This window comes from Longinema margulisiae (assembly GCF_025266855.1).
Lineage (GTDB): Bacteria > Spirochaetota > Brevinematia > Brevinematales > Thermospiraceae > Thermospira.
The window spans coordinates 546,604-570,311 of the sequence record NZ_CP053071.1 but is presented as its reverse complement, the minus strand read 5'-3'; the positions used below and the strand labels follow the sequence as shown (position 1 = coordinate 570,311).

Below are 23,708 nucleotides of genomic sequence, written 5' to 3'. Positions count from 1 at the left end.
TGATTTTTATTTTTATTTTTATCAAATTTTTTCTGCGTGTTGGGGAATAGAGGCTGTGAAAAAAGCGCGCGAAAAATTTTCTGTTTTTATTTCTTTTCATTGAAAGGAAATAGGAGAATTGTATTGAAAAACTCACATTTTTTGTGTGAATAATAAGACAAAAATAAACAAATAACACAAATCTTTTTCGATAATATAGGTATGAAAAAAGGAGGCGTGTATGATCCTTCGGATGCAGAGTATGTCTCTTTTAGGACTTGAGGCTATTCCTATTGATATTGAGGTGGATATTCAACCCAAGGTGAAAGAGTTTGAGATTGTGGGGATGGCTACGCAGGCGGTGAAAGAGTCGGTTCGTCGAATTGAGGTGGCCATTCAGAATTCGGGTTTTCATTTTCCTGGGCAGAGGATTATTGTGAATCTGGCTCCGGCGGGTATCAAGAAGATGGGGACCCTGTTTGACCTACCTATTGCCCTGGCTATTCTTTGTATAGAAGAGGCTCCTGAGGATATTGGTTCTCTTCTTGTGGTGGGGGAGCTTGCCCTTGATGGGAGACTTCGCCCTATTCCCGGTGGGCTTCCTATAGCCTGTCGTGCCAAAGAGATGGGTTTTGAAAGGATTCTCTGCCCGGCTTCCAATGTTTCTGAGATGCAAACGGTGGAAGGGATTGAGGTGATAGGGGTTCATACACTAAAGGAAGCGTATGCGTATGTGCTGAGAAAGGAGAAACCTGCTCTTTCTCTTCCAAAAAGGGGAGCGACTTCTTCGCCTGGGATTGACATAGATATGTCGCATATACGGGGGCAGACTTTGGCCAAACGGGCACTTGAGATAGCGGCGGCTGGGGGGCATCATCTTCTCATGGTAGGTCCTCCAGGGACGGGAAAGACCATGCTTGCCCGGGCGCTTGCGGGGATTCTCCCGGATATGACGTATGAGGAGGCGGTAGAGACGAGTATGGTGTATAGTGTGGCCGGGCTTTTGGATGAGAATTGTCCACTTCTCACAAGACGCCCTTTTCGTTCTCCTCACCATACAGCCTCGGATGTTTCTATTACCGGCGGGGGAAACAGGTGGATCAGGCCGGGGGAGGTGAGTTTAGCCCATCATGGGGTGCTTTTTCTGGATGAACTTCCCCTTTTTCGAGCCAATGTGTTGCAGGCCCTTCGTCAGCCCATGGAGGAGAAGAGAATTACGGTTTCGAGGGCGGAAGGGTCGGTGGTTTTTCCGGCTAATTTTATGTTAGTGGCGGCGATGAATCCCTCTAAGACACATGCGGATATTGACAACTGGGATACAAAGGAGATGCGAGCTCTTCTTCAGAGGCTTTCCGGGCCTTTTCTTGATCGCATTGATCTCCAGGTGCAGGTTTCCCGGCCTCCTCTTGCCGAGATCCAGAAACGTGGGGCAGAAGAGTCCTCAGAGGTGATCCGGAGGAGGGTCACAAGGGCGAGAGAGATTCAGAGGGCTCGTTTTGAGGGTCTTGGGATATACCATAACAGTCAGATGCATCACGTTCATATTGAGAGGTTTTGTGCGATTTCCCCTTCGACTGAGAAGTTTTTAGCCATGGTGGTGGAGAAGTTTATGCTGAGTATTCGGGTGTATGACAGGATTCTCAAGGTCTCTCGAACAATTGCAGACCTTGAGGGAAGTGAAACCATCGATGAAAAACATGTTGCTGAGGCCCTTCAATACAGGGTTTTGGATAGGCTCTGGGTTTTGTGAGGGGAAGGGGGCTCAGAAAGGGAAAAAGCGAAGGCCTTTTGGAAATTTGACAAAAAAATTTTTTGGTATATAATGAAAGCGGGTAAGGAAAAGAGTGTCAGGAGGTGTTCTATGGGACAGAGAAAAATTTCTACGGGGTGTGAAGGGCTTGATACCCTCCTTCGAGGGGGATTTCCTGAGGGAGGGATCTGTCTTGTCGAGGGGATGCCCGGTGCAGGGAAAACGACGCTCGGGCTTCAGTTTCTTCGTCAGGGGGTGAAGGAAGGGCAGAAGGTTCTTTTTATCTCTCTTGAGGAGCCAGAAGCACAGATAAAGAAGTTTTTTCCACAACTTTTCTCTGAGGAAATCCATTTTCTTGATGTGAGCCCGTCCTCGACCTTCTTCACGGAAAACAAAATCTATGATGTGTTTACCCCTGCGGATGTGGAGAGAGATCCCCTCACCCGGCGATTGTATCAGGAGATAGAGACCCTGAAGCCAGATCGTATTCTCATTGATTCAGCTACGCAGTTTCGTTTTTTGGCCAATAATCCCTATCAGTTTTTGCGGTATATGATTTCTTTTTTCTCCTTTTTGCGGGAAAAGGGGATAACCACCCTTTTTACTTCCGAACCGGATCAGGCCCATCAGGATATTGTGGATATTCGCTACAATGTGGATTGTGCTCTCAGGCTCACCAAAACCAGTGAAGAGATGTATCTTGAGATCTTCAAGGACAGGTCTTCGGATTTCCGGGCGGGGTATTTTGACTACCGTGTCACGGAGAAGGGACTGGTGGTAACGGTACTCCCTGAGGTCTCTTCGGTGAAAAAACTCCCCTTCATCAAGGAAAAGGTGACGGATACCTTTTCGTCCGGCGTGCCCAATATTGATGAGTTGCTGGAGGGAGGGTTTCCTTTTGCCTCTGTGACGCTTATTACCGGTCCTTCGGGGGTGGGCAAGACCACCCTTCTCATGCAGTTTCTCAAGCAACTGGCTCTTCTCAATCATCCGATTCTTTACTACAGTTTTGATGAGCGGGTAGAGAGTCTTGTGAGCCGATATGAGTCGGTGAATATTCCAGTCAACTCTCTCATCGAGCAGAAGAAACTGCATATTCTTGAGTTTTTTGGGGAGAGTCAATCGTCGTATGAACTGATAGGAGAGACCATAGAGACGATAACGAAAAACAAAATGGAGGTTCTTGTCCTGGATTCTGTGAATACCTTCATTGAGTATTATGGCAAGGAGAAAACCATTCGTCCCCTGATGCTCTTTTGCAAGCTTCTTCTCAAGATGGGGGTCACGGTATTTCTGATCCATGAGGATTCAAAGGTGGTGTCCACAGAGTTTCAGGCCACCCAGTACAATCTCAGTAATATTACCGACAATATCCTTTTTCTTCGGTATATAGAGGTCGAGGGAAGTATCAGGCGGGCTATTGGGGTACTGAAAAAACGTCTCGGTGGGTTTGAGAAAACCATACGGGAGTTTGAAATAACCCCCTACGGGATCAAGGTGGGAGAACCGCTCACCAATCTTTCGGGGATTCTCACAGGAAATCCCGTCATGAAGGAGTGAGGTAGTGTCCTATGAAGGCAAAGCCACTGATTGCCTACTGGTTGGCCAATACCGAAGACAAAAAAGCGGTGGGGGAGTTTCTCAAGGCTGAAGGGTATGAGGCTAAAGAGATTGTTTCCCCTGAGGGTCTTTCGTCATCAATAGATGTCCTTGTAGTGGATGGGGTTTCTTTTTCTGAATATAAAAAAGCATTGATGGATTACCGCGAGAAAAGCCCCTTTTTTATTCCTGTCCTTCTTTTGACCACGAATGAGTACACTTCGTATGAACAGGATAGTCTTGTGGAACTGGTGGACATGATTCTCTATCTTCCCATTGAGAAGAGGCAGTTTCAGGCGGCTCTTCGGAGTTTTTTGAGAGCTCACAACTATGCTCTTCTTCTCTGGGAGGAGACACAAAAATATAGTCGCTACATGGAGAATATTCTGGAGCTTCTTGCTGATCATTTTGGGCTTTACTCGCTTCGTTTTGATAGAGAGAGTACTGCCATGTACTATTCACGAAATTTCTCTTCTTTGACGGAGAAACCGGTTCATTCTTTTGAGGGACTTGAGGTTTTGTTTCATCCTGAGGATTGGCCGTTGGTGGAGTATACCTTCAGGGAGTTTTTCTACACGCACAAAGAGAATTTCTCAGATATTCAGGTGCGTCTTCGTATTGATGGTGACTATCGATATACCAATATGCGCTGGTATGTCCAGCGGGATGAGTACGGGAGACCTGTGCTTTTTGATGTGATTTTCTTGGATATTGAGGAGCTCTATTCTCAGCATGAGGAGCTGAAGGTGGCTCTTGAGGGGCAAAAGACGCTCATTCGTGAGATTTTCCATCGAACAAGGAATAACATGCAGACTATCATCAGCCTTCTTTCTCTCTATCGGTCCCGCTGTCAGGGGGCAGAGGAGGTATTTCGGGATATTGAGACCAAGATTCGTTCTATGGCCAAGCTTCATGATATGCTTTATCATGGAAAAAATCTCACCGCTTTTGAAGTGGCAGCCTACCTTCGGGAACTGTCCGTGGTGGTGTCTCAGATTTATGAGAGGGATATCGAGTGGAATTTGCATCTGGAAGAGAATCATTTTCTTTCGGCAGATAGGGGAGTGGCGTTGGGGCTTGTGGTGACAGAACTCATCCAGAATAGTTTCAAACATGCCTTCTCTGGTATGGAAAAACCGGCGATTACCATCGTGTTCAGGGAGAAAGAGGGCATGCTTGAGCTTGAGTACGAGGATAATGGGACCTGGCATGAGCCAGCAGGAGGGGAAGAGCATCTCGGGCTTCATTTGATTACAACGTTGGTGAATGGGACACTTCGGGGCTCGTATGAGAGAATAGAAGGTCCGCACTTCCATGCCATAGTTCGTTTCCCCGATGAGAAGGCCAGGGGGTGAGGGGGATAGCTGCTTCGCTTGCGGTTGGTTGGAAATTGACTTTTTTTCTCCTTTTCCTTACACTATAAGGAAAAAGAAAAGAGGATAATCATGGCTTTTGCATCGGTCGAAGAACAGATTTCCCTTCTCACCCGGGGGGTGGTGGATATTGTTCCTTTTGAGGATTTCAAGCATAAGTTAGAGCGTTCGTACAAGGAAAACAAACCCCTTCGCATCAAGTTTGGGGCTGATCCTTCGGCTCCTGATCTGCATCTTGGGCATACCGTTGTCCTTCGCAAGCTCAGGCAATTCCAGCAGTTGGGGCATCATGTGATCTTTCTGATCGGGGATTTTACAGGTATGATTGGGGATCCCACGGGCAAGTCAACGACGCGCAAACGTCTCTCCAAGGAAGAGGTACTTGCCAATGCAGAGACATACAAAACGCAGATTTTCAAGATTCTGGATCCTGAAAAGACGGAGATAGTGTTCAACAGTAGCTGGTGTGCCCACATGAAATTTGCCGACGTGTTGGATCTCACCGCTCGTTATACCGTGGCGAGGCTTTTGGAACGGGAAGACTTTGGGAAACGTTATCGTGAGGGAAAGCCCATTTCTCTGATTGAGTTTATGTATCCCCTTATTCAGGGGTATGATTCTGTGGCTCTCAGGGCGGATGTGGAATTAGGGGGAACAGACCAGACGTTCAATCTCATGGTGGGTCGAGAGCTTCAAAAGGAGTACGGTCAGGAGTCTCAGGTGATTATGACCATGCCTATCTTGGAGGGGACGGATGGCCAGCAAAAGATGAGTAAATCCCTCGGGAATTATATTGGTATCAATGAACCCCCTTCTCAGATTTTTGGCAAGATTATGTCCATTCCTGATACGTTGATTCTCAAGTATTTTGAGCTTTTGACAGATATTTCAGATGATACCTTGAAAAGGTACGAAAAAGAGATGAAAGAGGGAGCCAACCCCCGTGATTACAAGGTAATTTTAGCCAAGGAGATTGTGAGTTTCTATTATTCAGCGAGTGAGGCTGAGGCATGCCATGAGGAGTTTGAACGCATCTTCAGGCAGGGGGGAACGCCGGATGAGATGCCGGAATTTCGCCTTTCTGTGCCTATGACACTTATTGAGGTGCTTGTGCAGAGTGCCACTCTCCCTTCAAAAAGTGAGGTTCGTCGTATGCTTCAGCAGCATGCGGTTTCTATCGATGGAGAAAGGGTGAGTGAAGAGGGGTTTGTTCTTCAGCCTGGACAGGAGCGGATTATCAAGGTGGGAAAAAGAAAGTTTTTGAAGGTCCAATGAAGTGCCCGTATTGTCTTTCTTCTCGGGTTCGGGTGTGGCATCAGGATAGGGATACGCTCTATCAGTGCCTTGACTGTCGTTCCAATATCAAGGTCTTTTGTAGTGCGGTTGATGTGTATGATGAAACCTATTTTCAGGAACATTATGAGCAGGTTTATGGGAAATCCTACGAAGAGGATGAGCCCATGATTCGTGGGTATGCCCTTCGCCGGTTGAAGGAAATCCAGAAACATGTTCCTTCCGGAGTGCTTGTGGATGTTGGGGCGGCGTATGGGTTTTTCCTTGATGAGGCGCAGAGAATGGGCTATGAGGTGGCCGGGGTAGAGATTCATGAGGCGTCTATTCGTTATATTCACGATCGGTTTGGGTATCCTGTGTATCGGTCTCTTGAACTGGTAGATGGAAAGGTGGATGTGGTAACGGCGTGGTTTACCCTTGAGCATATGGTGGATGTCGAAGGTTTTATGGAAACTCTTGTGCAGAAACTTCGGCCTGGTGGGTGTTTGGCCTTGGGGCTTCCCAATGGCTATGGGGCGTTTGCCCGGTTTCGTTCTCATGAGTATTTTGCCCGTCGGCCTGTGGAGCATTGTACGGAGCCTTCTCTCAAGGGGGTGTATGCCCTTTTGAAGAGGTATGGCTTTCGTGTGGTTCATGAGGAGATATTCGGGCTTCATCCGGAGAGGGTAGGGCTTCCTGCCACGTCTTTCTGGCAGAATCTTCAGAAAAGGCTTCGGTTAGGGGATACCTTTGAGGTGTATGCCTTGAAGGAGAAACGGTGAAAGAGGGACGGTGTGTTGGAAAAAGTGGAGAGGAAAAGGGGTACACGGTGGATCAACACACCCTTTGTATTGGTGGAGTGAAATTTCCCCTGTGGGCGGGGGCGGCACCGCTTGCGGGTTTTTCGCATAGGGCTTATAGGGACTGGATGAGAAGGTGGGGGGCTGGTTTTGTTATCTCTGAAATGATCAGTCTTGAGGGGCTCTCTCGGGATCAGAAAAAGACATGGGCGCTTCTCGACGTGGAGGAAGAACCTTTCCCCTGGGTGCAACTCTTTGGGAGAGAGGATTATTCCAAGTGGTATGCGGTGGTGCGCAAGATCCTTACTCGAACTTCGGTTCGTTTCATCGATGTGAATTTTGGCTGTCCGGTAAAAAAGGTGGTGAGGACAGGAGCTGGTTCGGCGCTTTTGCGTTTTCCACAGGCAATGGCGGATATCATCCGGGCTATCAAGGATGCGGGGGCTATAGCGACGGCCAAGGTGCGACTGGGGATAGATACCCCTCTGTGGCAGGAGTTTATCCCCGCTTTGGCGACTGCGGGAGTGGATGCGATCACGGTTCATGGCCGGTATGCGGTGCAGTTTTATTCCGGGGTCGCTGATTGGGAAGCGATAAAGGCTATCCGGGAGATCTACGGTGGTGTTCTCATTGGCAATGGGGATATCACCACTCCAGAGAAAGCCCTTGAGAGGAAGATGACGACAGGGGTGGATGGGGTTATGATCGGACGCCATGCCCTTGGGGCACCCTATATTTTTCGTCAGATTCAGCAGTATCTTCTCACAGGAAGCTATGAGGTGCCTTCTCCCGAAGAGATAAAAGAGATGATTCTCGACTATGCTTCCCTTTACCTTGCGGTAACTCAGACGACCTCTCTTGTGCCTATCCGGGCTACTCTTCTTGCGATGGTGCATGGTTTTTCTCATGCCAAGTATATCAGACAGGCGCTCTCTCTTGTTTCGACGTATGAGGAGCTTGTCCGGATTTTGGGACAGAAAGAGCCCTCACAAGAACAATAGACAAAGGGGAAACAGGAAAAGAGGGAAGTTTTCAGAAAGGTTCTGAAAACAGAAGGGGCTGTTCTGGTGGGTTTTCTTCAGAAGCAAGGAAGTCTTCCAGTCGAGCAGAGTGGAGATCAAAAGGGGCACAGGAGATCCCATGGCACGTAATAAAAAACTGAGCCCGTTTCATGACGACCCCCATTTTTTTCAGAGCATCGAAAGAGAGAGTTCCATATTTTCGTGTGGAAATGATACGCTTTGCTGATTTCACCCCAATACCCGGCACACGGAGAAGGGTCTGGTAATCAGCGGTGGTGACCTCGATGGGAAACATCTCCCTGTGGGTGAGGGCCCACCATGTTTTTGGATCAAAGCGTTCATCTAAAGAAGAAGAACGGTCAAAGAGTTCGTCCACTTCAAAGGCATAGAAACGAAGAAGCCAGTCGGCCTGATAGAGACGGTGTTCCCGTTTGAGAGGGGGCATGGTGGTCAGGGAAGGGAGACGTTTATCCGCATTGACGGGAGTGTAGGCGGAGTAATATACCCGCTTGAGACCAAAACGGGTGTACAGAAAATGGGAAAGCTTGAGAATCTGTTTATCACTATCGGGGGTGGCTCCAACGATCACCTGGGTGGATTGACCGGCTGGAACATAGAGAGGGGCTTTCTTGCCCTTTTTTCTGTCGGTGAGAAGGGTATGGCGCTGATCCTCAATGTATCTCATCACGGAGAAGACCTTTTTGCCTTCTTTGTCTGGTGCGAGGGTTTTGAGAGAGTGTTCTGAGGGGAGTTCGATGTTCGCACTTAGCCTGTCCACGTATTTTCCGGCCTCATCAAGGAGAAAAGGGCTCGCCCCGGGGATGGCTTTCATGTGGATATAACCGTAAAATCCCTGTTCCTGACGGAGTTTTTTCACGACCTCAATCATGAGGGACATGGTGGTATCCGGACTCTGGAACACCCCGGAACTCAAGAAGAGTCCTTCGATATAGTTTCGCCTGTAGAACTCAACGGTGATATGGACCAGTTCATCGGGGGTAAACAGAGCCCTTGGTACGGTGTTGGAACGCCGGTTGATGCAATAGGCACAATCGTAGATGCATACATTGGTGAGAAGTACCTTGAGAAGGGAAATACACCGACCGTCGTCTGACCAGCTGTGGCAGATGCCACTTTTGTGGGTGGCCCCAAAGCCCTGATCAGCGTATCGTTCACTCCCAGAACTGGCACATGAGGCGTCATAGCGGGCAGCTCCGGCAAGGATGGAGAGTTTTTCCTGGGTTGTCATGGTTTCTCCTGCCTCATCCGTGAGAGATATCTCTCCTTTCTATTATCATATCACGGCTTTTCAAAAAACGCAAATAGAAGGGGGCGGTTGAAAGTTGAAAGCTATAAAGTTTATCAAGTGGGGTATAAGAAACCAGGCTTGAGACCCTTGCACGGGTGTTTTCTTCCCCTGTCTGGGTCAGGGGCTACGCCCCTGAAACCCCGCTTTTTCTGTTTACAAAGGCTTATTTGTCTTTTTTTATATAAAAAATAGGCTTCTTTATTATGGAAAGGAATATTTTTATACTATTTTTTGCTTTTTATTACTTTTTGAGACCTTTGCACATTCGTGCAAAGGTCTCGGCTTATACTACCAGTGATAGGGTTTTTTACATAATGGTACGGGGGCTATCACCTTGTTTCAGCAAAAACCACCACGTTAGCTGAAACAAAGTCATAGCCATCATAACCAGGCGAGCCTTGAAACACCGAGTTTTGAGATGGTTTCATGGTGTTTTATCTGGAGAGAGGTTTCTCCTCGAGAAGGCGAAGGGTTTTGCCTATCCCGATCCATTCCCACTGACCGGAGAGGGGGTGGCGAATATAGTAGATTTTTTGTATTTCCCGAAGGGAGGTTTCTATGCGAGAAAGTTTTCTTGAGAATGGATCGAAAACAACGACGTCCAGTTTATCAGGGTTTTGAAATCCGACAACGACATAGTGCCAGTTGCCACTTCGGTATATTCTTCCCCAGGAGAGGAAATATCGGAGAGGGAGTGAGATTATCTGGGTGTCAATGTTGGTGATTCTCCCATTGGTTTCACGAAGGGCGGTGGCATATACAAAGAAGGCATTGGTGTAGGCGGCTTTGGGAAACACGGGGGAAATACCACGATACCCAGACTGCCATGGAAAATCCACAGGCTGGGCATAGAGAAGGAGAAACCTGTCTTCTTCTATCGGTTCTTCTAAGAAAAAGGCGTATCTATTCTGACCGGGTTTGCCGGGTCTGATGGAAAAGGGCATTGGCCAGTCCCGGGTCATACGGGGGAATTGGGGATCCTGAGCATTGAGGTAATACCCGAGAGAACCCGAGGGTGGGATATAGGGAGGCAAAGGGGCTTCATACTTCCAGAAGGGTTCACCGGTTTTCTCGTACTCTTCGAGCCAGAGCGAAAAGCCTCTCGCCTGGGTGGTGGCATCAGAAGACCTGAGAAGAGAGAGACCATCCGGAGAGGGAGTGGGGCTCTCCGAGAGAAAATTCTTCCACTGTTGAGGGTTGATACCCAGCCTCTCTGGTCTGAGACGGGAGAGGATTTCTTTGGCTCTCGTTTTGTCTTTTTTGACGTACCAGTACCAGAGCCCATAGTAGTACACCGTTTCATCGGTGATATGATAGGCAAAAGCCTCCTGGAGCATCTGGATGGCAATCGAATACTGTTTGGCCTTGAAGGCGGCAATGCCCGCCCGGCCCAGGAGAAATCCTTTGTCAGTATTTTCGTTGGTAACGATATTGGTGAGGGTGAGGTACGAAAGATACGCAGAACGATAGGCTGAGCTATCCCAGAGGTTATTCACAAACTCGTTGGAAAAAGCAGAAGCAAGGGTAGGATGAAGAGAGATATTGGAGAGTTTACCACTCAAGAAAAGGCGAAACTGGAGATAGGATCTCTCCACCTCTCCGATGGTGGTATCACGAAGCTTGGCCTCAAAGATTTCCGATTGTTGTTCTGTAGCCTCTTTTCCTGTTTCTGGAGAAGGGATACTTTCACTTCTTGTCGTTCGGCCACATGCAACAAGAATACCGGCAATACCTATGATCAGGATCCATCGTTTCATGAAGCCCTCTTGTCTTTTTTGCTTGGTAATAGGATAGGGAAAACGGGGAAAAAAATCAAATCCCATAGGGGCTTTTTGCTCGTCGTGCCAAGACAGGGGTGAGGCTATTTCTTTGTTTCAGCAAAAACTACCTGTTTGGTTGAAACAGGGGAAGAGGGGGTGATTATGATGTTCTGAAAATCTTGCAAAATGGTTATAAACACTTGAAAATATCAAGGTCCTGGTGTATAATGTAAAAATCGTAGAGACACCACGAAAAAGGGGAGCAAAGAGGGGACGTATGCCAACCAATACCAATAGTACCAAGGAACAGGAACGAAATGAACTTTTCAAAACCATCTGGCAGATAGCCAACGAACTTCGGGGAAGTGTGGATGGCTGGGATTTCAAGCAGTATGTGCTGGGGATGCTCTTTTATCGGTTTATCAGTGAGAACCTGACGAACTACATCAATGAAACAGAGCGGCGTATTCCTGGCAATGAACATTTTGACTATGCGAAACTCTCAGACGAAGAGGCAGAATTTGGTCGGGCGGAGACGGTGAAAGAGAAGGGATTTTTTATTTTGCCCAGTGAGCTTTTTGCCAATGTTCGGGCAAGGGCAAAGAATGACCCCAACCTCAATGAAACCCTTGCAAAAGTTTTTCAGAATATCGAAAGCTCAGCCAAAGGAACGGCCAGTGAAGAGGCACTCAAGGGCCTCTTTGATGATCTGGATCTCAATTCTCCAAAGCTGGGCAATACCGTCGAAAAAAGAAACCAGAAGCTTGTGAAGATTTTGGACGCCATTGGTGAGCTAAAATTGGGCAATGGGAAATTTACCGAAAATACGATTGATGCGTTTGGCGATGCGTATGAGTTTCTGATGACCATGTATGCCTCCAATGCGGGCAAATCCGGTGGAGAGTTTTTTACTCCCCAGGAGGTGAGTGAGCTTTTGGCACGGATTACCGTTGTGGGCAAGAAAGAGGTGAACAAAGTCTATGACCCCTGTTGTGGTTCTGGGTCTCTTCTTTTGAAGTTTGCCAAGATCCTTGGCAAGGAAAACGTCAGGCAGGGATTTTTTGGGCAGGAAATCAATCTCACCACCTACAACCTCTGTCGTATCAATATGTTCTTGCACGATATCAATTACAATCATTTTGATATTGCCCATGGGGATACCCTGACGGATCCAAAACACTGGGACGATGAGCCTTTTGATGCTATTGTTTCCAATCCGCCCTATTCTATTCGATGGGAAGGAGACGATAACCCTTTGCTTATCAATGATCCCCGTTTTTCTCCAGCGGGGATACTTGCCCCAAAGAGCAAGGCGGATCTTGCTTTTGTGATGCACATGCTTAGCTGGCTTTCTCCAAGTGGAACGGCGGCTATTGTGTGTTTTCCGGGGGTACTGTATCGGGGAGGAGCAGAACAAAAGATCCGCAAGTACCTGATTGACAATAACTATATTGAGGCTATTATTCAGCTTCCACCGGATCTCTTTTTTGGGACTACTATTGCCACCTGTATCATGGTGCTCAAGAAAAACAAGCAGGACAACAGTATTCTTTTCATCGATGCTTCGGAGGAATTTGTCCGTAGTGGCAACAAGAATAAACTCACGCCGGAAAATCAGCAAAAAATTCTCGACGCCTATATCGCTCGAAAGGACATAGACCATTTTGCCAGACTTGTGAATAACCAGATCATTGCCCAGAATGATTACAACATTGCGGTTTCCAGCTATGTGGCCCAGAAAGACACGAAAGAAGAAATCGATATTCTCAAATTGAATGAGGAGATCAAGCGCATCGTGGCGAGACAAAATGAACTCAGAAGGGCGATTGATGAGATTGTAGAGGAACTGGAGAGGTGATGAGAGGGGCGAATGGTTTATGAAAGGGTATATGTATATCTTGAAATGTGCTGATGGGAGTTATTACACGGGGAGTACTACTAATCTGGAACGGAGACTTTCGCAGCATCAACTGGGGGAGGGTGCCAACTATACGAAAAAACGGCTTCCTGTGGAACTGGTGTATTTTGAGGAGTATAGTCGTATTGATGAGGCGTTTTATCGTGAAAAGCAGGTACAGGGATGGAGTCGACGCAAAAAAGAAGCCCTGATTCACCATATGCCTGAGGCTCTCAAAAAATACGCTGAGTGTATGAATGAAACTCATTGCAGGAATTTCAAGCAGGGGAGAAAGGCCGGTTTCGACTCCGCTGGTTTCGACTCCGCTCAACCGGCGGTTTTGGAAGGAAAGGAGGGGGACTTCGACTCCGCTCCCTTCGACTCCTCTCAGGGAGGGGATGGTAATACCCCAGCGCTGGCTGAGCGAAGCCGAAGCCAGCGCCATCATAATGACAACGCTCCAGTGCTGACTGAGCGTAGTCGAAGTCAGGTGACCGAGCGTAGCCGAAGCCAGTGCCATGACAATGACCACACTCCAGCATCGGTTTCGACTTCGCTCAACCGGCGAAGTGGGGTGGGGGAGGCGAGTGAGGAGGCCGATCGCCGTCAAGAAGAGTTAGCTGAGCGAAGCCGAAGACGGGTAGCTGAGCGTAGCCGAAGCCAGGTGACCGAGCGTAGTCGGAGTCAGGTGACCGAGCGAAGCCGAAGACGGGTAGCTGAGCACAGCCGAAGCCAGGTGACCGAGCGAAGTCGAAGTCAGGTGACCGAGCGAAGTCGAAGCCAGGTGACCGAGCGAAGTCGAAGCCAGGTGACCGAGCGGAGCGGGAGTTAGGTAGCTGAGCGTAGCCGAAGCCAGGTGACCGAGCGAAGCGGGAGTCAGGTAGCTGAGCGTAGCCGAAGCCAGGTGACCGAGCGAAGTCGAGGTCACCGTCTTCACTCACAAAAAGAGGAGAGACCATGAACCGAATAGAAAAACTCATCGCCGAACTCTGTCCGAACGGGGTGGAATGGAAGAAGTTAGGGGAGGTATGTGAATTAAAGAGGGGTAATTCAATCACTAAAGACGATATAATTCCTGGGAATATTCCAGTGATTGCTGGAGGAAGAAGCCCGGCCTATTATCATAATGTCAGTAATAGGGAAGGTGAAACAATTGTGATAGCCGGCTCCGGTGCCTATGCTGGTTATGTCAGCTGGTGGAATCAACCTATTTTTGTTTCTGATGCTTTCAGTGTAAAACCTTCCGGAGGCAACTTATTAACAAAATTTTGTTATTATTGGCTTCTCAATAATCAAGAAAAAATACACAAAATGAAAAGTGGTGGAGGTGTACCCCATGTATATCCAAGTGATGTTTTCCCTCTCCCCATCCCCATCCCTCCCCTCCCTGTGCAGGAGGAGATTGTGAGGATACTGGACACCTTCACAGAGTTGGAAGCAGAACTGGAAGCAGAACTGGAAGCAGAACTGGAAGCAAGGAAGAAACAATACGAGTACTACAGAAATAAGCTCCTCACCCCTGTTCAGGTGAATGGCAGGTGGCTCCTCAACGGCAAAGAGGTGGAGTGGAAGAAGTTAGGGGAGATATTTGAATTTAAAAATGGCTATACACCATCTACATCTGAAGAATCATTTTGGAATAATGGCACTATTCCATGGTTTAGAATGGAAGATATTCGTTTAAATGGAAGGATATTAAATGATTCCATTTTACATGTAAATAGTAATGCGGTGAAAAATAATAAATTGTTTCCATCACCTGCGATCATAGTTGCTACATCAGCAACAATTGGAGAACACGCGCTTATAAATGTTCCACACCTATGTAATCAAAGATTTGTATCTTTAACATTAAAAGAAAGCTATAAGGCAATTTTTAATATTAAATATTTATTTTATTATTTTTTCAAAGTTGATGAATGGTGTTTAAAAAACACTACGAAATCAAGTTTTTCAACCGTTGATATGTCTGGTTTCAGAAAAATCCCCATCCCCATCCCCCCGCTCTCTGAGCAGGAGAGGATTGTGGCTATCTTGGACAAATTCGATGCTCTGGTGAACGACATATCGCAGGGCCTACCTGCGGAAATTGAAGCCCGTCGCAAGCAGTATGAGTATTACAGGAATAAGCTCCTGACGTTTAAGAAAATACCCGCGGGTGGAGGAGGATATAATTACACCACCCCGACGCCCACCTCTTCAGAGGAGGAAAAGGAATGACAAACTACCATCTGGTCTCTCAGAACCCTGAAAGCACGGTGGTGGCTGAATATCGAGCCGAATATCAGGCCCACAGGGCCTACCAAACGGAAGCGGAACTGGAGAGGGCTTTTATTGAGCAATTGAAATCGCAGGGGTATGAGTATGTGCCTATCCAGTCCGAAGCCGATTTGATCGCCAATCTCCGCAGGCAACTGGAAAGATTGAATGGTCTCCAGTTTACCGACAACGAATGGGAACAATTCTTGAGAACTGAGTTAGCCAACCCCAACCATAGCCTCATTGAAAAAACAGCCACTATCCAGGAAGATTATATCAAGATATTGAAAAGAGATGATGGAACAACCAGAAATATCTATCTCCTTCGCAAAGATCATATTCACGAAAACCATGTCCAGATCATCAACCAGTACACGAGTGAAGAAGGAAACCGGAAAAATCGCTACGATGTCACCATTTTGGTCAATGGATTGCCCCTTGTCCATGTTGAACTGAAACGCAGGGGGGTGGCTCTTGAGGAGGCGTTCAATCAAATCAACCGCTATCAACGGGAGAGTTTCTGGGCAGGGTCAGGGCTGTTTGAATATGTCCAGATCTTTGTGATTTCCAACGGGACTCATACCAAGTACTACAGCAATACCACTCGCCGGGAACATATCCGGGAGATGACAGAAAAGGCCGCCAGAAAAGGCTCACGCACAAGCAATAGTTTTGAGTTTACCAGCTGGTGGGCGGATGCGAGCAACAAACCCATCATGGACCTGATGGATTTTGCGAAGACCTTTTTTGCCCGCCATACGCTTCTTCGTATCCTTACCCGGTATTGTGTGTTTACTGTGGACAGGCAACTCCTTGTCATGCGGCCCTATCAGATCGTGGCCACAGAGAGGATTTTGAGCAAAATCGAGGTCAGTACCAACTACAAAAAACTGGGAACCATAGAAGCAGGAGGGTATATCTGGCACACCACCGGTTCAGGGAAAACCCTCACCAGCTTCAAGACAGCGCAACTGGCGAGTCGTTTGCCTTATGTGGACAAGGTGCTCTTTGTGGTGGATCGCAAGGACCTCGATTATCAGACCATGCGGGAGTATGACAGGTTTGAGAAGGGAGCGGCCAACAGCAACACCAGTACCGCTATTCTCAAGAAACAACTTGAAGACCCCAACGCCCGTATTATCATTACCACCATCCAGAAGCTTGAGCGTTTCATCAAACAGAACAAAGGACATCGCATCTTTGATGGTCATGTGGTTTTGATCTTTGACGAATGTCATCGTTCACAATTTGGTACCATGCACGCCCTGATCACCAGGGCTTTCAAAAACTATCACCTTTTTGGTTTCACGGGAACGCCTATCTTTCCCGTCAATGCTTCCTCTCGAGGTGATCTGCGCATCAAAACCACCGAACAGGCTTTTGGAGAGCGACTGCACACCTATAGCATTGTGGATGCGATTGCCGACAAAAATGTCCTGCCGTTCAAGGTGGATTATGTGTCTACGATGCGGGAGGCAGAGGATATTCAGGATGAAGAGATCTACGATATCAACAGAGAGGCCGCTCTTCTGGCTCCAGAACGTATCCAGAATATTGTTCGCTATATTCTTGAGCATTTTGACCAGAAAACCAAACGAAATACCTTCTATAAACTCAACGAACGACGTCTTGCCGGTTTTAATTCTCTTTTTGCCGTTTCTTCCATCGAGGCGGCCAAATTGTACTATACCGAGTTCAAAAGACAGCTCTCTTCATTGCCAGAGGAGAAAAGGCTCAAGATTGCCCTCATCTACAGTTTTGGTGTCAATGAAGAGGAGGTGGATGGGGTTATCGATGAAAATTCAGAGGACACCAGCGGGCTTGATCAGAGTTCACGCGACTTTTTAGAAAAGGCCATCCAGGATTACAATGCGATGTTTGGGACAGCCTTTGATACCTCTTCGGAGAGGTTTCAGAACTACTACAAAGATGTGAGTATGCGGGTCAAAAACCGGGAGGTGGATCTGCTGATTGTGGTGAATATGTTTCTCACAGGTTTTGATGCCACCACACTCAATACCCTCTGGGTGGACAAAAATCTGCGTTATCATGGGCTTTTGCAGGCCTTTTCACGCACGAACCGTATCCTGAATAGTGTGAAGACCCACGGGAATATTGTCTGTTTCCGAAACCTTGAAAAAGCCACCAACGATGCTATTGCTCTTTTTGGGGACAAAGAGGCCAGGGGAATAGTGCTTCTTCGATCTTACAGGGACTACTATGAGGGCTACCACGATGGCCAGAAGAAAGTTCCTGGATACAGAGACCTTATCAACAGGCTTCTGCAGGAGTTTCCAGTCAACAGGCCCATTGTGAGTGAAGAGGCAAAAAAAGAATTTGTCAAACTCTATGGCCAGATTCTGAAACTTCAGAATGTTCTCTCTACTTTTGATGAGTTCAAAGGGAACGAAATCTTGAGCGAAGGGGATTTCCAGGACTACCACAGTGTGTATATTGATCTCTATCATGAGTTTCGCAAAACAGATGCCGCAGAGAAAGAGTACATCAACGATGACCTTGTTTTTGAAATGGAACTTATCAAGCAGGTGGAGATCAATATTGATTATATTCTGGAGCTGGTGAAAAAGTATCATGAGGAACATACCAAAAACGTTGAACTTTTGCTTACCAACATTGAAAAAACCATCAACGCCAGTGTGAGGCTGCGCAACAAAAAAGACCTCATCATCGACTTTGTGAAATCGGTGGGGCTTTCTTCTGAAGCCGATATTTTCGACGAATGGCAGAAGTATGTTGGTCAAAAGAAAATAGAAGAACTGGACAGAATCATCCAGGAAGAAAACCTCAACCGCGACGAAACCTACAAATTTATAGAAAAGAGCTTCAAAACGGGTTTTATCACAGATATTGGCACTGATTTTTCAAGGATTTTACCCCCGATATCTCGTTTTTCAAAGGGGGGAGAGCGATTGCAAAAGCGAGAACTGGTTTTGGAAAAACTTCGGCGCTTCTTTGAGCGTTTCTTTGATATCTCGAGTGAAAAGATGTGATTCTTCTCCCCAACGTTTTTTCTTTTCGGACAGAGAAGGGGTGGACTTCCAATCATCTCTGTGAGGAGACTTTCTCATCCACTCCCAAGTGTTTTTCTTTTTCAAAAAACAGCCCTCCACGGCAGGGTATACCGGGAGGGCTTTGGTTTTTCAGTAGGAGGGTCTTTTTATTTGATAAGGTCTATGGCATCCTTGCTCACATACCACTTCTTGTTGATGTACACACTCACGCCAGGAAGAGTGGTCACTTTGTCGTTCACAAAGGCAATGTTCTTGTTGACGGGGATCTTCACCACCGTGGTGCCTTTTTTGACCACAAGCACAGGGTTTTCAGCATCGGTGGTGTCAGTTTCGACGGTAGCCCCCTTCTTCTGGAATTCTGGGATAGCCTCGATGAAGAGCCTTTCTGTGGTGCTCTTGAGATCAACCCCGAGATAGGCGGCTGTGAGCACAGCAATCTGGGTGTTCTCGATTGTTCCAGTGGGGTGATCTTTCTTGGGAGAGTAGATGAAAAGCGGCACATCCTCACCGGTATGGCCGTGAGTGGTCCAGCCAATGTAGGAGCGTTTACTTATCATCTTTCCAACGACGGAGTTGAGGTTGGGAGAGGCGTTGGTGTAGGCATTCTGGATGGCCTTCACCTCATCGTCGGTGAGGTCAAAGATACCATAATAGAAAGCCACCGTATTGCGGATCTGATCAGGGGTAGATTTAGCCGACAGGAGTTTCTCAAGCCCCTCTCCACTGCGTTTTGCCACTCTGATGAACTGGAGAAAATCATCGAGAGGAACCTTGTCATAGTTTTCAGAGGTATCATAGCTACCGATGGTGATGCCACCATTCCCGTGGTCGGTCATTACTATTACCACGGTGTCTTTGTTTTTCTGGGCAAACTCTTTGGCTACACGGACGGCGTCATCAAAGGCGAGGATATCGTGGATGAGTCCTACGGGATCATTGGCGTGAGAAGCCCAGTCAATCTTGCTTCCCTCAACCATGAGGACAAAGCCTTTGGGGTTGGAGGAGAGGATCTCAATAGCCTTGGCTGTCATCTCGGCAAGAGATGGTTCGTTTTCTTTGTCTCTGTCGATATCATAGGACATAGCCTTGGGGGCAAACATACCCCATACCTTTTTCTGGCCTGTCAGGGAGAGAAGCTGTTTGCGATTGGTGAGATAGAAGTAGTTTTTCTGGACTACAGAGAGGAGGTCTTCTTTGTCCTTTCTGGCATTGGCAGAGAGGAAGTGCCAGCCACCACCAAGAACCACATCAAGACCGGTATACACCTGTTGCTCCAAGATCTCATCGTAGAGTTTTCTGTCCGTTGAGTGGGCAGAGTAGTCAGCTGGGGTAGCATGGGGTGCCTCACAGGTGAAAACAAGCCCTGTAGCCTTTCCAGCCAACCGGGCAGCCTCAAAGACGTTGGCGATAGGACGGTTTTCCTGGCCGGGGACAATAGCAGGAACACCGGGCATACCGGCTTTGGCAGGCATTACACCAATATTTTTGGTCACGGTTTTGACACCGCAGGCGTACGCGGTACCAGCTGGAGCAGAATCAGCGATAGGGGTGTCTGAATTGTAGGTGCGAACAAGGCCACAAGCCATATCATCCATGGCAAGGGGCTTTCCACCACGATACCAGCGAGCAAGGGTATATCCACCCATACTCATACCATCTGGGATGAGAATAATCACATTCTTCACCGGGCTGACCTTGGCGGGGAGTTCAGGAAGGGTATATCCCCACAGGTAGCCACTGACAAGAAGAATAAGCCATACGAGTCTTTTCATCTTTTTCCTCCTTTTGAGAAAAGATTCTACCGTTATGATAGAAGAGGATTTTGAAGTGGGTATGAATTTTTGATGAATTTTTGGTGAAAAAGTAGAAGGAGACCCTTGCACGGGTGTTTTCTTCCCCTGTCTGGGTCAGGGGCTGCGCCCCTGAAACCCCGCGTTTTCTGTTTACAAGGGCTTATTTGTCTTTTTTGCTGAAGAAATAGGTTTGTTTATTACGAAAAGAAATATGTTTATACTAATGCTTGTTTTTTATTACTTTTTTGAGACCTTTGCACATTCGTGCAAAGGTCTCAGAAGAGAAAAGCTTTTCATGGTGGAGAAAAGATTTTCCCATGGGTTGGTGGCTATTTCGATGTTTCAGCAAAAAAGCCAAAGTCCACTCATAAGAAAAAGTTTCTCATAGACTTGCAAAAAAATAAAAAATATGGCATACTTTTTGTAGAGGAAAAGATGAAACAGCAACTTATTCAGGACCAAAGGCAAATATTGACCCCTCTCCTTGTCCAGCAAATGGAGATACTGACGCTTCCTTTGCCCGAACTGCGGGAAAAACTTCTTGAGGAGGCGGAAAGGAATCCTCTTATTCGACTGGAGAATCCTCTGCCTTCTCCTGAGAAACGGGTAGTGAGGCGGCAGTCTCTTCCCACGGCCCCTGATTTTGTTTTTGAAAATCAGACGGAACATCAAAGTCTTCTTGACCATGTGTTGGAACAGATCCATTTTTTTGGCTGGAATGAGAAAGAGGAGGCTATTGGTGTTCTTCTTCTTACTTCCTTGGATCAACATGGTTTTTTCAGGCAGGATATAAGAAGCCTGATTGAAGGGACAGAATACACGGTCGAAGAAGTAGAGCAGGTGAGAAAGAAACTGATGCGTCTTGATCCAGAGGGGTTGGGTAGTCAGGGGGTGCTTGAGTTTCTTCTGTTTCAGGCTGAGGAACAGTTTGGGAAAGAGAGTCTCGAGGTGAGAATCTTGCAACAGACAGCAGATCTTCTGGAAAAAAAGCAATATAGCCAGATAGCCAAACGCTTTCGGGTTTCTTTGGATGAGGTGGAAGAGGCTGTCAAAAATCTTTCTGAACTCAAACCTACCCCTGTGACAGGATGGGGAGAAACCGCCATGGTGGTTATCCCTGAGGCTTTTGTGGAGGTGAATGGAGAGGATATTGCTATTCGTCTCAATGAGTACTATATTCCCGAGGTCAGGCTTGATCAGTACTATATCTCTCTCTATGAAGAAGGAAAACTTCCCAAAGAGGACAAGAAATTTCTTCGGAGTAATCTTTCAAGTGCGAAACAGCTGATTGAAAATCTTGAGAGCCGAAAAGAGATTGTCTACAAGGTGATTCATGCGATTCTCTCTCATCAGAAGGAGTTTTTTACCAAAGGACCACAGTATCAGAAGCCTCTCAGGCTTCGAGATATCGCTGAGGAAGTGGAGATCCACGAATCAACCGTGAGTCGGGTGGTGAAAGACAAGTATATTCAGGTGGGTGGAAAGATCATTCCTCTCAAGCAGTTTTTCTCTTCTTCAGTGAGGACGGCCACAGAAGAGGAGGTTTCTTCAAAGGGTATCCAGGACATGATAGCCAACATTATTGCTCAGGAGGACAAGACCGATCCCCTGAGTGACGAGCAGATCATGAGTATTCTTCAGAACAAGGGTATCAAAGTATCCCGTCGGACCATAGCCAAGTATCGAGGCATACTGGGTATTCCGCCGGCTCATGCAAGACGGGTAGAGAGATAGGGAGGGCGTATGGACAGGCTAAGAGAACTTCTCGAACACGATCAGGTGATGGAAACAACAGCCGATCAGGGTCCCCAGGAGGTGGAGGTTTTGGCTTTCTCTATTGAGGAGGCTTTGAAAGAGGCGGCAAAGGTATGGAATACCAGTCTTATCAATTTGGAGTATGAAATATTGGAGAGGGGAAAGAGTGGGTTTCTCGGGATTGGTCGTAAACCCATGCGGGTGTTGGTGAAAAAGACCAAGTCTATCTCCCTTGGTGTGGAGCTTTTGAGTGGGGCTGGTGGAGAGGAACCCGAGTTTGTGACAAACCAGGATGGGGTGTTTCGTGTTATTCCCCGTACGCATAGCCTGATGGTCAAGGTAGATCCTCCCAAGGGTCAGGGGAAACCAGTGGCTTTTGAGGTGGCCAAGGCTATTCTGTCCAACAAAGGGATTACAGGCTATGATGAGAATTTGTTGCGAAAGGCAGTTCAACAGGCGTCTGGACAATGGGTCAAGATTGGGGATCGTGCTCCAACACCGGCTGATGCCAAAATATCGCTTCAGGTTTCTACGGATGAGATGAAGGCCTTTATGACGGTTACCCGTCCGGAAAAAGGAGGAGGGTTTCCTGAGAATGATGAGGTGATCAATCTTCTCAAGGCCAAGAAGGTGTATTATGGAATTAAAGAGGAGGCTATTACCCAGGCCTTTGAAAATGAACTGTATAACGTGCCGGTTATTGTCGCTGAAGGAGACTATCCAGAAGATGGCAAGGATGCCGAGATCAAGTACCACTTCAAGACAGATACGGACAAGGTGGCCGTCAAGGTCAAGGAGGATGGTTCGGTGGATTTCCATGACCTTGATATTGTGCAGTCGGTAGTGGCAGGGCAGATCTTGGCTGTCAAGGAGCCGCCAACCAAGGGTAAACCTGGCAAGACGGTGACAGGTCGTGTGCTTCCTGCAAGAGATGGAAAGGATGTTCCCCTTCTCCCAGGAAATAACAACCATCTCTCTCCTGATGGTATGCAACTCATCTCGGATATCAATGGGCAGGTGGTTTTCAAAAATGGTCGTATCCATGTGGAACCTGTGTATGAGGTGAGGGGAGATGTGGGCCCAAGTACGGGAGATGTCAACTTTCCCGGCAATGTGGTGGTGTATGGCAATGTCAATGATACCTTCAAGGTGTATGCTGGTGGCAATGTGGAGATCAAAGGAAATGTCGGAAAAGCCAATATCACGGCCGAAGGGAATCTTGTGGTGAGACAAGGTATTCAGGGCAAGGATGAGGCCAAGATTGTCTGTGGTGGGGATATGTATGCCAAGTTTGTGGAGCGAGCCAATATCCGTGTGGAAGGGGATATTGTGGTGACGGAGGCCATCCTGCACAGTGATGTTTCCTGCAAAAAGCGAATCTTCTGTCAGGGGGGGAGACGTTCTCAGATTGGGGGAGGGCGTGTGAGGGCCTTTCAGGAGATCAATGCCAAGTTTCTTGGAACCGAAGCCTATGCCGAAACCATTCTTGAGGTAGGCATTGATCCGGATGCCGAAGACAAACTTTCTACTCTTCTTGCTCAGAGGGATAGTATCAAAAAACAACTTCCTGATATCAATAAACAGCTTACTAATTATTCCATGCTTCTTGCCAGTGGTCCCCTGCCACCTGATAAAGAAGAAATATATAATGATCTTGTGGCCAAGCAAAAGGAACTCAAGGATATTCTGCAGGAGACAGAAACCCAGATAGAACAGATCCAGAAGTATCTGGAGGGACTTGCTTCTGAAGCCAAGATATCGGCGAGCAAGACAGTTTATCCCGGTGTCAAAGTCAAAATAAAAAATGCGGTCCTGCAGGTAAAAAGCGATTTCCAGTTTGTGACTTTCTCTCTTGGGGATGGTGGGCAGGTGAAGATCTCGCCTTATGAAAAGGCGAAAGGGATGGACGAAACCATTCAGAAGATGACAGCGGTGAAGCGAAGATGAGGATGATTGAGAGTACATTCTGTGGTCCTACACAAATGGAATGTTTCATGGTGGGGCTTAGACCCTTTTCTTCTGCTTCTGAAGAAAAAAGATCTCTTCCCCCAAACCTGTGACCAATGCCCATTGACATGGAGGAGGGACTATGGTAAAAGAGGGGGCGA

15 protein-coding genes are annotated in these 23,708 nt (G+C 47.3%); 12 read left to right on the top strand and 3 right to left on the bottom strand.

Annotation, left to right across the window (positions count from 1 at the left end):
• The first annotated feature begins 220 nt into the window (after positions 1 to 220).
• The 6 genes from BREVNS_RS02625 (at position 221) to BREVNS_RS02600 (ending at position 7,774) form a co-directional block, all read left to right on the top strand.
• A complete protein-coding gene (locus BREVNS_RS02625) occupies positions 221 to 1,729 on the top strand; it encodes a YifB family Mg chelatase-like AAA ATPase (RefSeq protein WP_483427509.1) in 1,509 nt (502 codons plus the stop codon).
• Positions 1,730 to 1,840: 111 nt separating this feature from the next.
• Complete coding sequence (locus tag BREVNS_RS02620) at positions 1,841 to 3,289, top strand: ATPase domain-containing protein (RefSeq protein ID WP_483427508.1); 1,449 nt, start codon at positions 1,841 to 1,843, stop codon at positions 3,287 to 3,289.
• An 11-nt stretch (positions 3,290 to 3,300) separates the two neighbouring features.
• Complete coding sequence (locus BREVNS_RS02615; protein WP_483427507.1) at positions 3,301 to 4,683, top strand: sensor histidine kinase; 1,383 nt, start codon at positions 3,301 to 3,303, stop codon at positions 4,681 to 4,683.
• A gap of 90 nt (positions 4,684 to 4,773) precedes the next feature.
• The gene (gene tyrS / locus BREVNS_RS02610) at positions 4,774 to 5,976 is read left to right on the top strand and encodes a tyrosine--tRNA ligase (protein ID WP_483427506.1); all 1,203 of its coding nucleotides are present in this window, start codon (positions 4,774 to 4,776) and stop codon (positions 5,974 to 5,976) included.
• Complete coding sequence (locus BREVNS_RS02605; RefSeq protein ID WP_483427505.1) at positions 5,973 to 6,755, top strand: class I SAM-dependent methyltransferase; 783 nt, start codon at positions 5,973 to 5,975, stop codon at positions 6,753 to 6,755. Before tyrS ends, BREVNS_RS02605 begins: the two co-directional genes overlap by 4 nt.
• The gene (locus BREVNS_RS02600) at positions 6,752 to 7,774 is read left to right on the top strand and encodes a tRNA dihydrouridine synthase (RefSeq protein ID WP_483427504.1); all 1,023 of its coding nucleotides are present in this window, start codon (positions 6,752 to 6,754) and stop codon (positions 7,772 to 7,774) included. Before BREVNS_RS02605 ends, BREVNS_RS02600 begins: the two co-directional genes overlap by 4 nt.
• Before the next feature lie 31 nt (positions 7,775 to 7,805).
• Here the strand turns inward: BREVNS_RS02600 and BREVNS_RS02595 are convergent, their stop codons facing one another.
• Positions 7,806 to 9,044, bottom strand: a complete 1,239-nt coding sequence (locus tag BREVNS_RS02595; protein WP_483427503.1) for a putative DNA modification/repair radical SAM protein — start codon at positions 9,042 to 9,044, stop codon at positions 7,806 to 7,808.
• Positions 9,045 to 9,538: 494 nt separating this feature from the next.
• Positions 9,539 to 10,861: a hypothetical protein gene (locus BREVNS_RS02590; protein WP_483427502.1), complete on the bottom strand. Its 1,323-nt coding sequence runs from the start codon at positions 10,859 to 10,861 to the stop codon at positions 9,539 to 9,541.
• 280 nt (positions 10,862 to 11,141) lie between these two features.
• On the opposite strand from BREVNS_RS02590, the gene BREVNS_RS02585 reads away from it, so the two are divergent.
• From BREVNS_RS02585 to BREVNS_RS02570, 4 genes are all read left to right on the top strand, one after another.
• Positions 11,142 to 12,722, top strand: a complete 1,581-nt coding sequence (locus BREVNS_RS02585) for a type I restriction-modification system subunit M (RefSeq protein ID WP_483427501.1) — start codon at positions 11,142 to 11,144, stop codon at positions 12,720 to 12,722.
• 19 nt (positions 12,723 to 12,741) lie between these two features.
• Positions 12,742 to 13,593 (top strand): GIY-YIG nuclease family protein, encoded by an 852-nt coding sequence (locus tag BREVNS_RS02580; protein ID WP_483427500.1) that lies wholly within the window; start codon positions 12,742 to 12,744, stop codon positions 13,591 to 13,593.
• 125 nt (positions 13,594 to 13,718) lie between these two features.
• The gene (locus BREVNS_RS02575) at positions 13,719 to 14,981 is read left to right on the top strand and encodes a restriction endonuclease subunit S (protein WP_483427499.1); all 1,263 of its coding nucleotides are present in this window, start codon (positions 13,719 to 13,721) and stop codon (positions 14,979 to 14,981) included.
• On the top strand, positions 14,978 to 18,031 hold the full coding sequence (locus tag BREVNS_RS02570; RefSeq protein ID WP_483427498.1) for a type I restriction endonuclease subunit R: 3,054 nt from the start codon (positions 14,978 to 14,980) through the stop codon (positions 18,029 to 18,031). Before BREVNS_RS02575 ends, BREVNS_RS02570 begins: the two co-directional genes overlap by 4 nt.
• A 167-nt stretch (positions 18,032 to 18,198) precedes the next feature.
• On the opposite strand, the gene BREVNS_RS02565 is transcribed toward BREVNS_RS02570, so the two are convergent.
• Positions 18,199 to 19,824 (bottom strand): alkaline phosphatase, encoded by a 1,626-nt coding sequence (locus tag BREVNS_RS02565; protein WP_483427497.1) that lies wholly within the window; start codon positions 19,822 to 19,824, stop codon positions 18,199 to 18,201.
• 456 nt (positions 19,825 to 20,280) lie between these two features.
• On the opposite strand from BREVNS_RS02565, the gene rpoN reads away from it, so the two are divergent.
• Both rpoN and BREVNS_RS02555 read left to right on the top strand, forming a co-directional pair.
• Positions 20,281 to 21,579, top strand: a complete 1,299-nt coding sequence (gene rpoN / locus BREVNS_RS02560; protein ID WP_483427496.1) for an RNA polymerase factor sigma-54 — start codon at positions 20,281 to 20,283, stop codon at positions 21,577 to 21,579.
• 9 nt (positions 21,580 to 21,588) lie between these two features.
• A complete protein-coding gene (locus BREVNS_RS02555) occupies positions 21,589 to 23,547 on the top strand; it encodes a FapA family protein (protein ID WP_483427495.1) in 1,959 nt (652 codons plus the stop codon).
• Positions 23,548 to 23,708 lie beyond the last annotated feature (161 nt).

Excerpts from the sequence above, each read along its gene's own strand:
- BREVNS_RS02625 (WP_483427509.1), top strand. The coding sequence starts at position 221 with ATGATCCTTCGGATGCAGAGTATGTCTCTTTTAGGACTTGAGGCTATT.
- BREVNS_RS02620 (WP_483427508.1), top strand. The coding sequence starts at position 1,841 with ATGGGACAGAGAAAAATTTCTACGGGGTGTGAAGGGCTTGATACCCTC.
- BREVNS_RS02615 (WP_483427507.1), top strand. The coding sequence starts at position 3,301 with ATGAAGGCAAAGCCACTGATTGCCTACTGGTTGGCCAATACCGAAGAC.
- tyrS (WP_483427506.1), top strand. The coding sequence starts at position 4,774 with ATGGCTTTTGCATCGGTCGAAGAACAGATTTCCCTTCTCACCCGGGGG.
- BREVNS_RS02605 (WP_483427505.1), top strand. The coding sequence starts at position 5,973 with ATGAAGTGCCCGTATTGTCTTTCTTCTCGGGTTCGGGTGTGGCATCAG.
- BREVNS_RS02595 (WP_483427503.1), bottom strand. The coding sequence starts at position 9,044 with ATGACAACCCAGGAAAAACTCTCCATCCTTGCCGGAGCTGCCCGCTAT.
- BREVNS_RS02590 (WP_483427502.1), bottom strand. The coding sequence starts at position 10,861 with ATGAAACGATGGATCCTGATCATAGGTATTGCCGGTATTCTTGTTGCA.
- BREVNS_RS02585 (WP_483427501.1), top strand. The coding sequence starts at position 11,142 with ATGCCAACCAATACCAATAGTACCAAGGAACAGGAACGAAATGAACTT.
- BREVNS_RS02580 (WP_483427500.1), top strand. The coding sequence starts at position 12,742 with ATGAAAGGGTATATGTATATCTTGAAATGTGCTGATGGGAGTTATTAC.
- BREVNS_RS02575 (WP_483427499.1), top strand. The coding sequence starts at position 13,719 with ATGAACCGAATAGAAAAACTCATCGCCGAACTCTGTCCGAACGGGGTG.
- BREVNS_RS02570 (WP_483427498.1), top strand. The coding sequence starts at position 14,978 with ATGACAAACTACCATCTGGTCTCTCAGAACCCTGAAAGCACGGTGGTG.
- BREVNS_RS02565 (WP_483427497.1), bottom strand. The coding sequence starts at position 19,824 with ATGAAAAGACTCGTATGGCTTATTCTTCTTGTCAGTGGCTACCTGTGG.
- rpoN (WP_483427496.1), top strand. The coding sequence starts at position 20,281 with ATGAAACAGCAACTTATTCAGGACCAAAGGCAAATATTGACCCCTCTC.
- BREVNS_RS02555 (WP_483427495.1), top strand. The coding sequence starts at position 21,589 with ATGGACAGGCTAAGAGAACTTCTCGAACACGATCAGGTGATGGAAACA.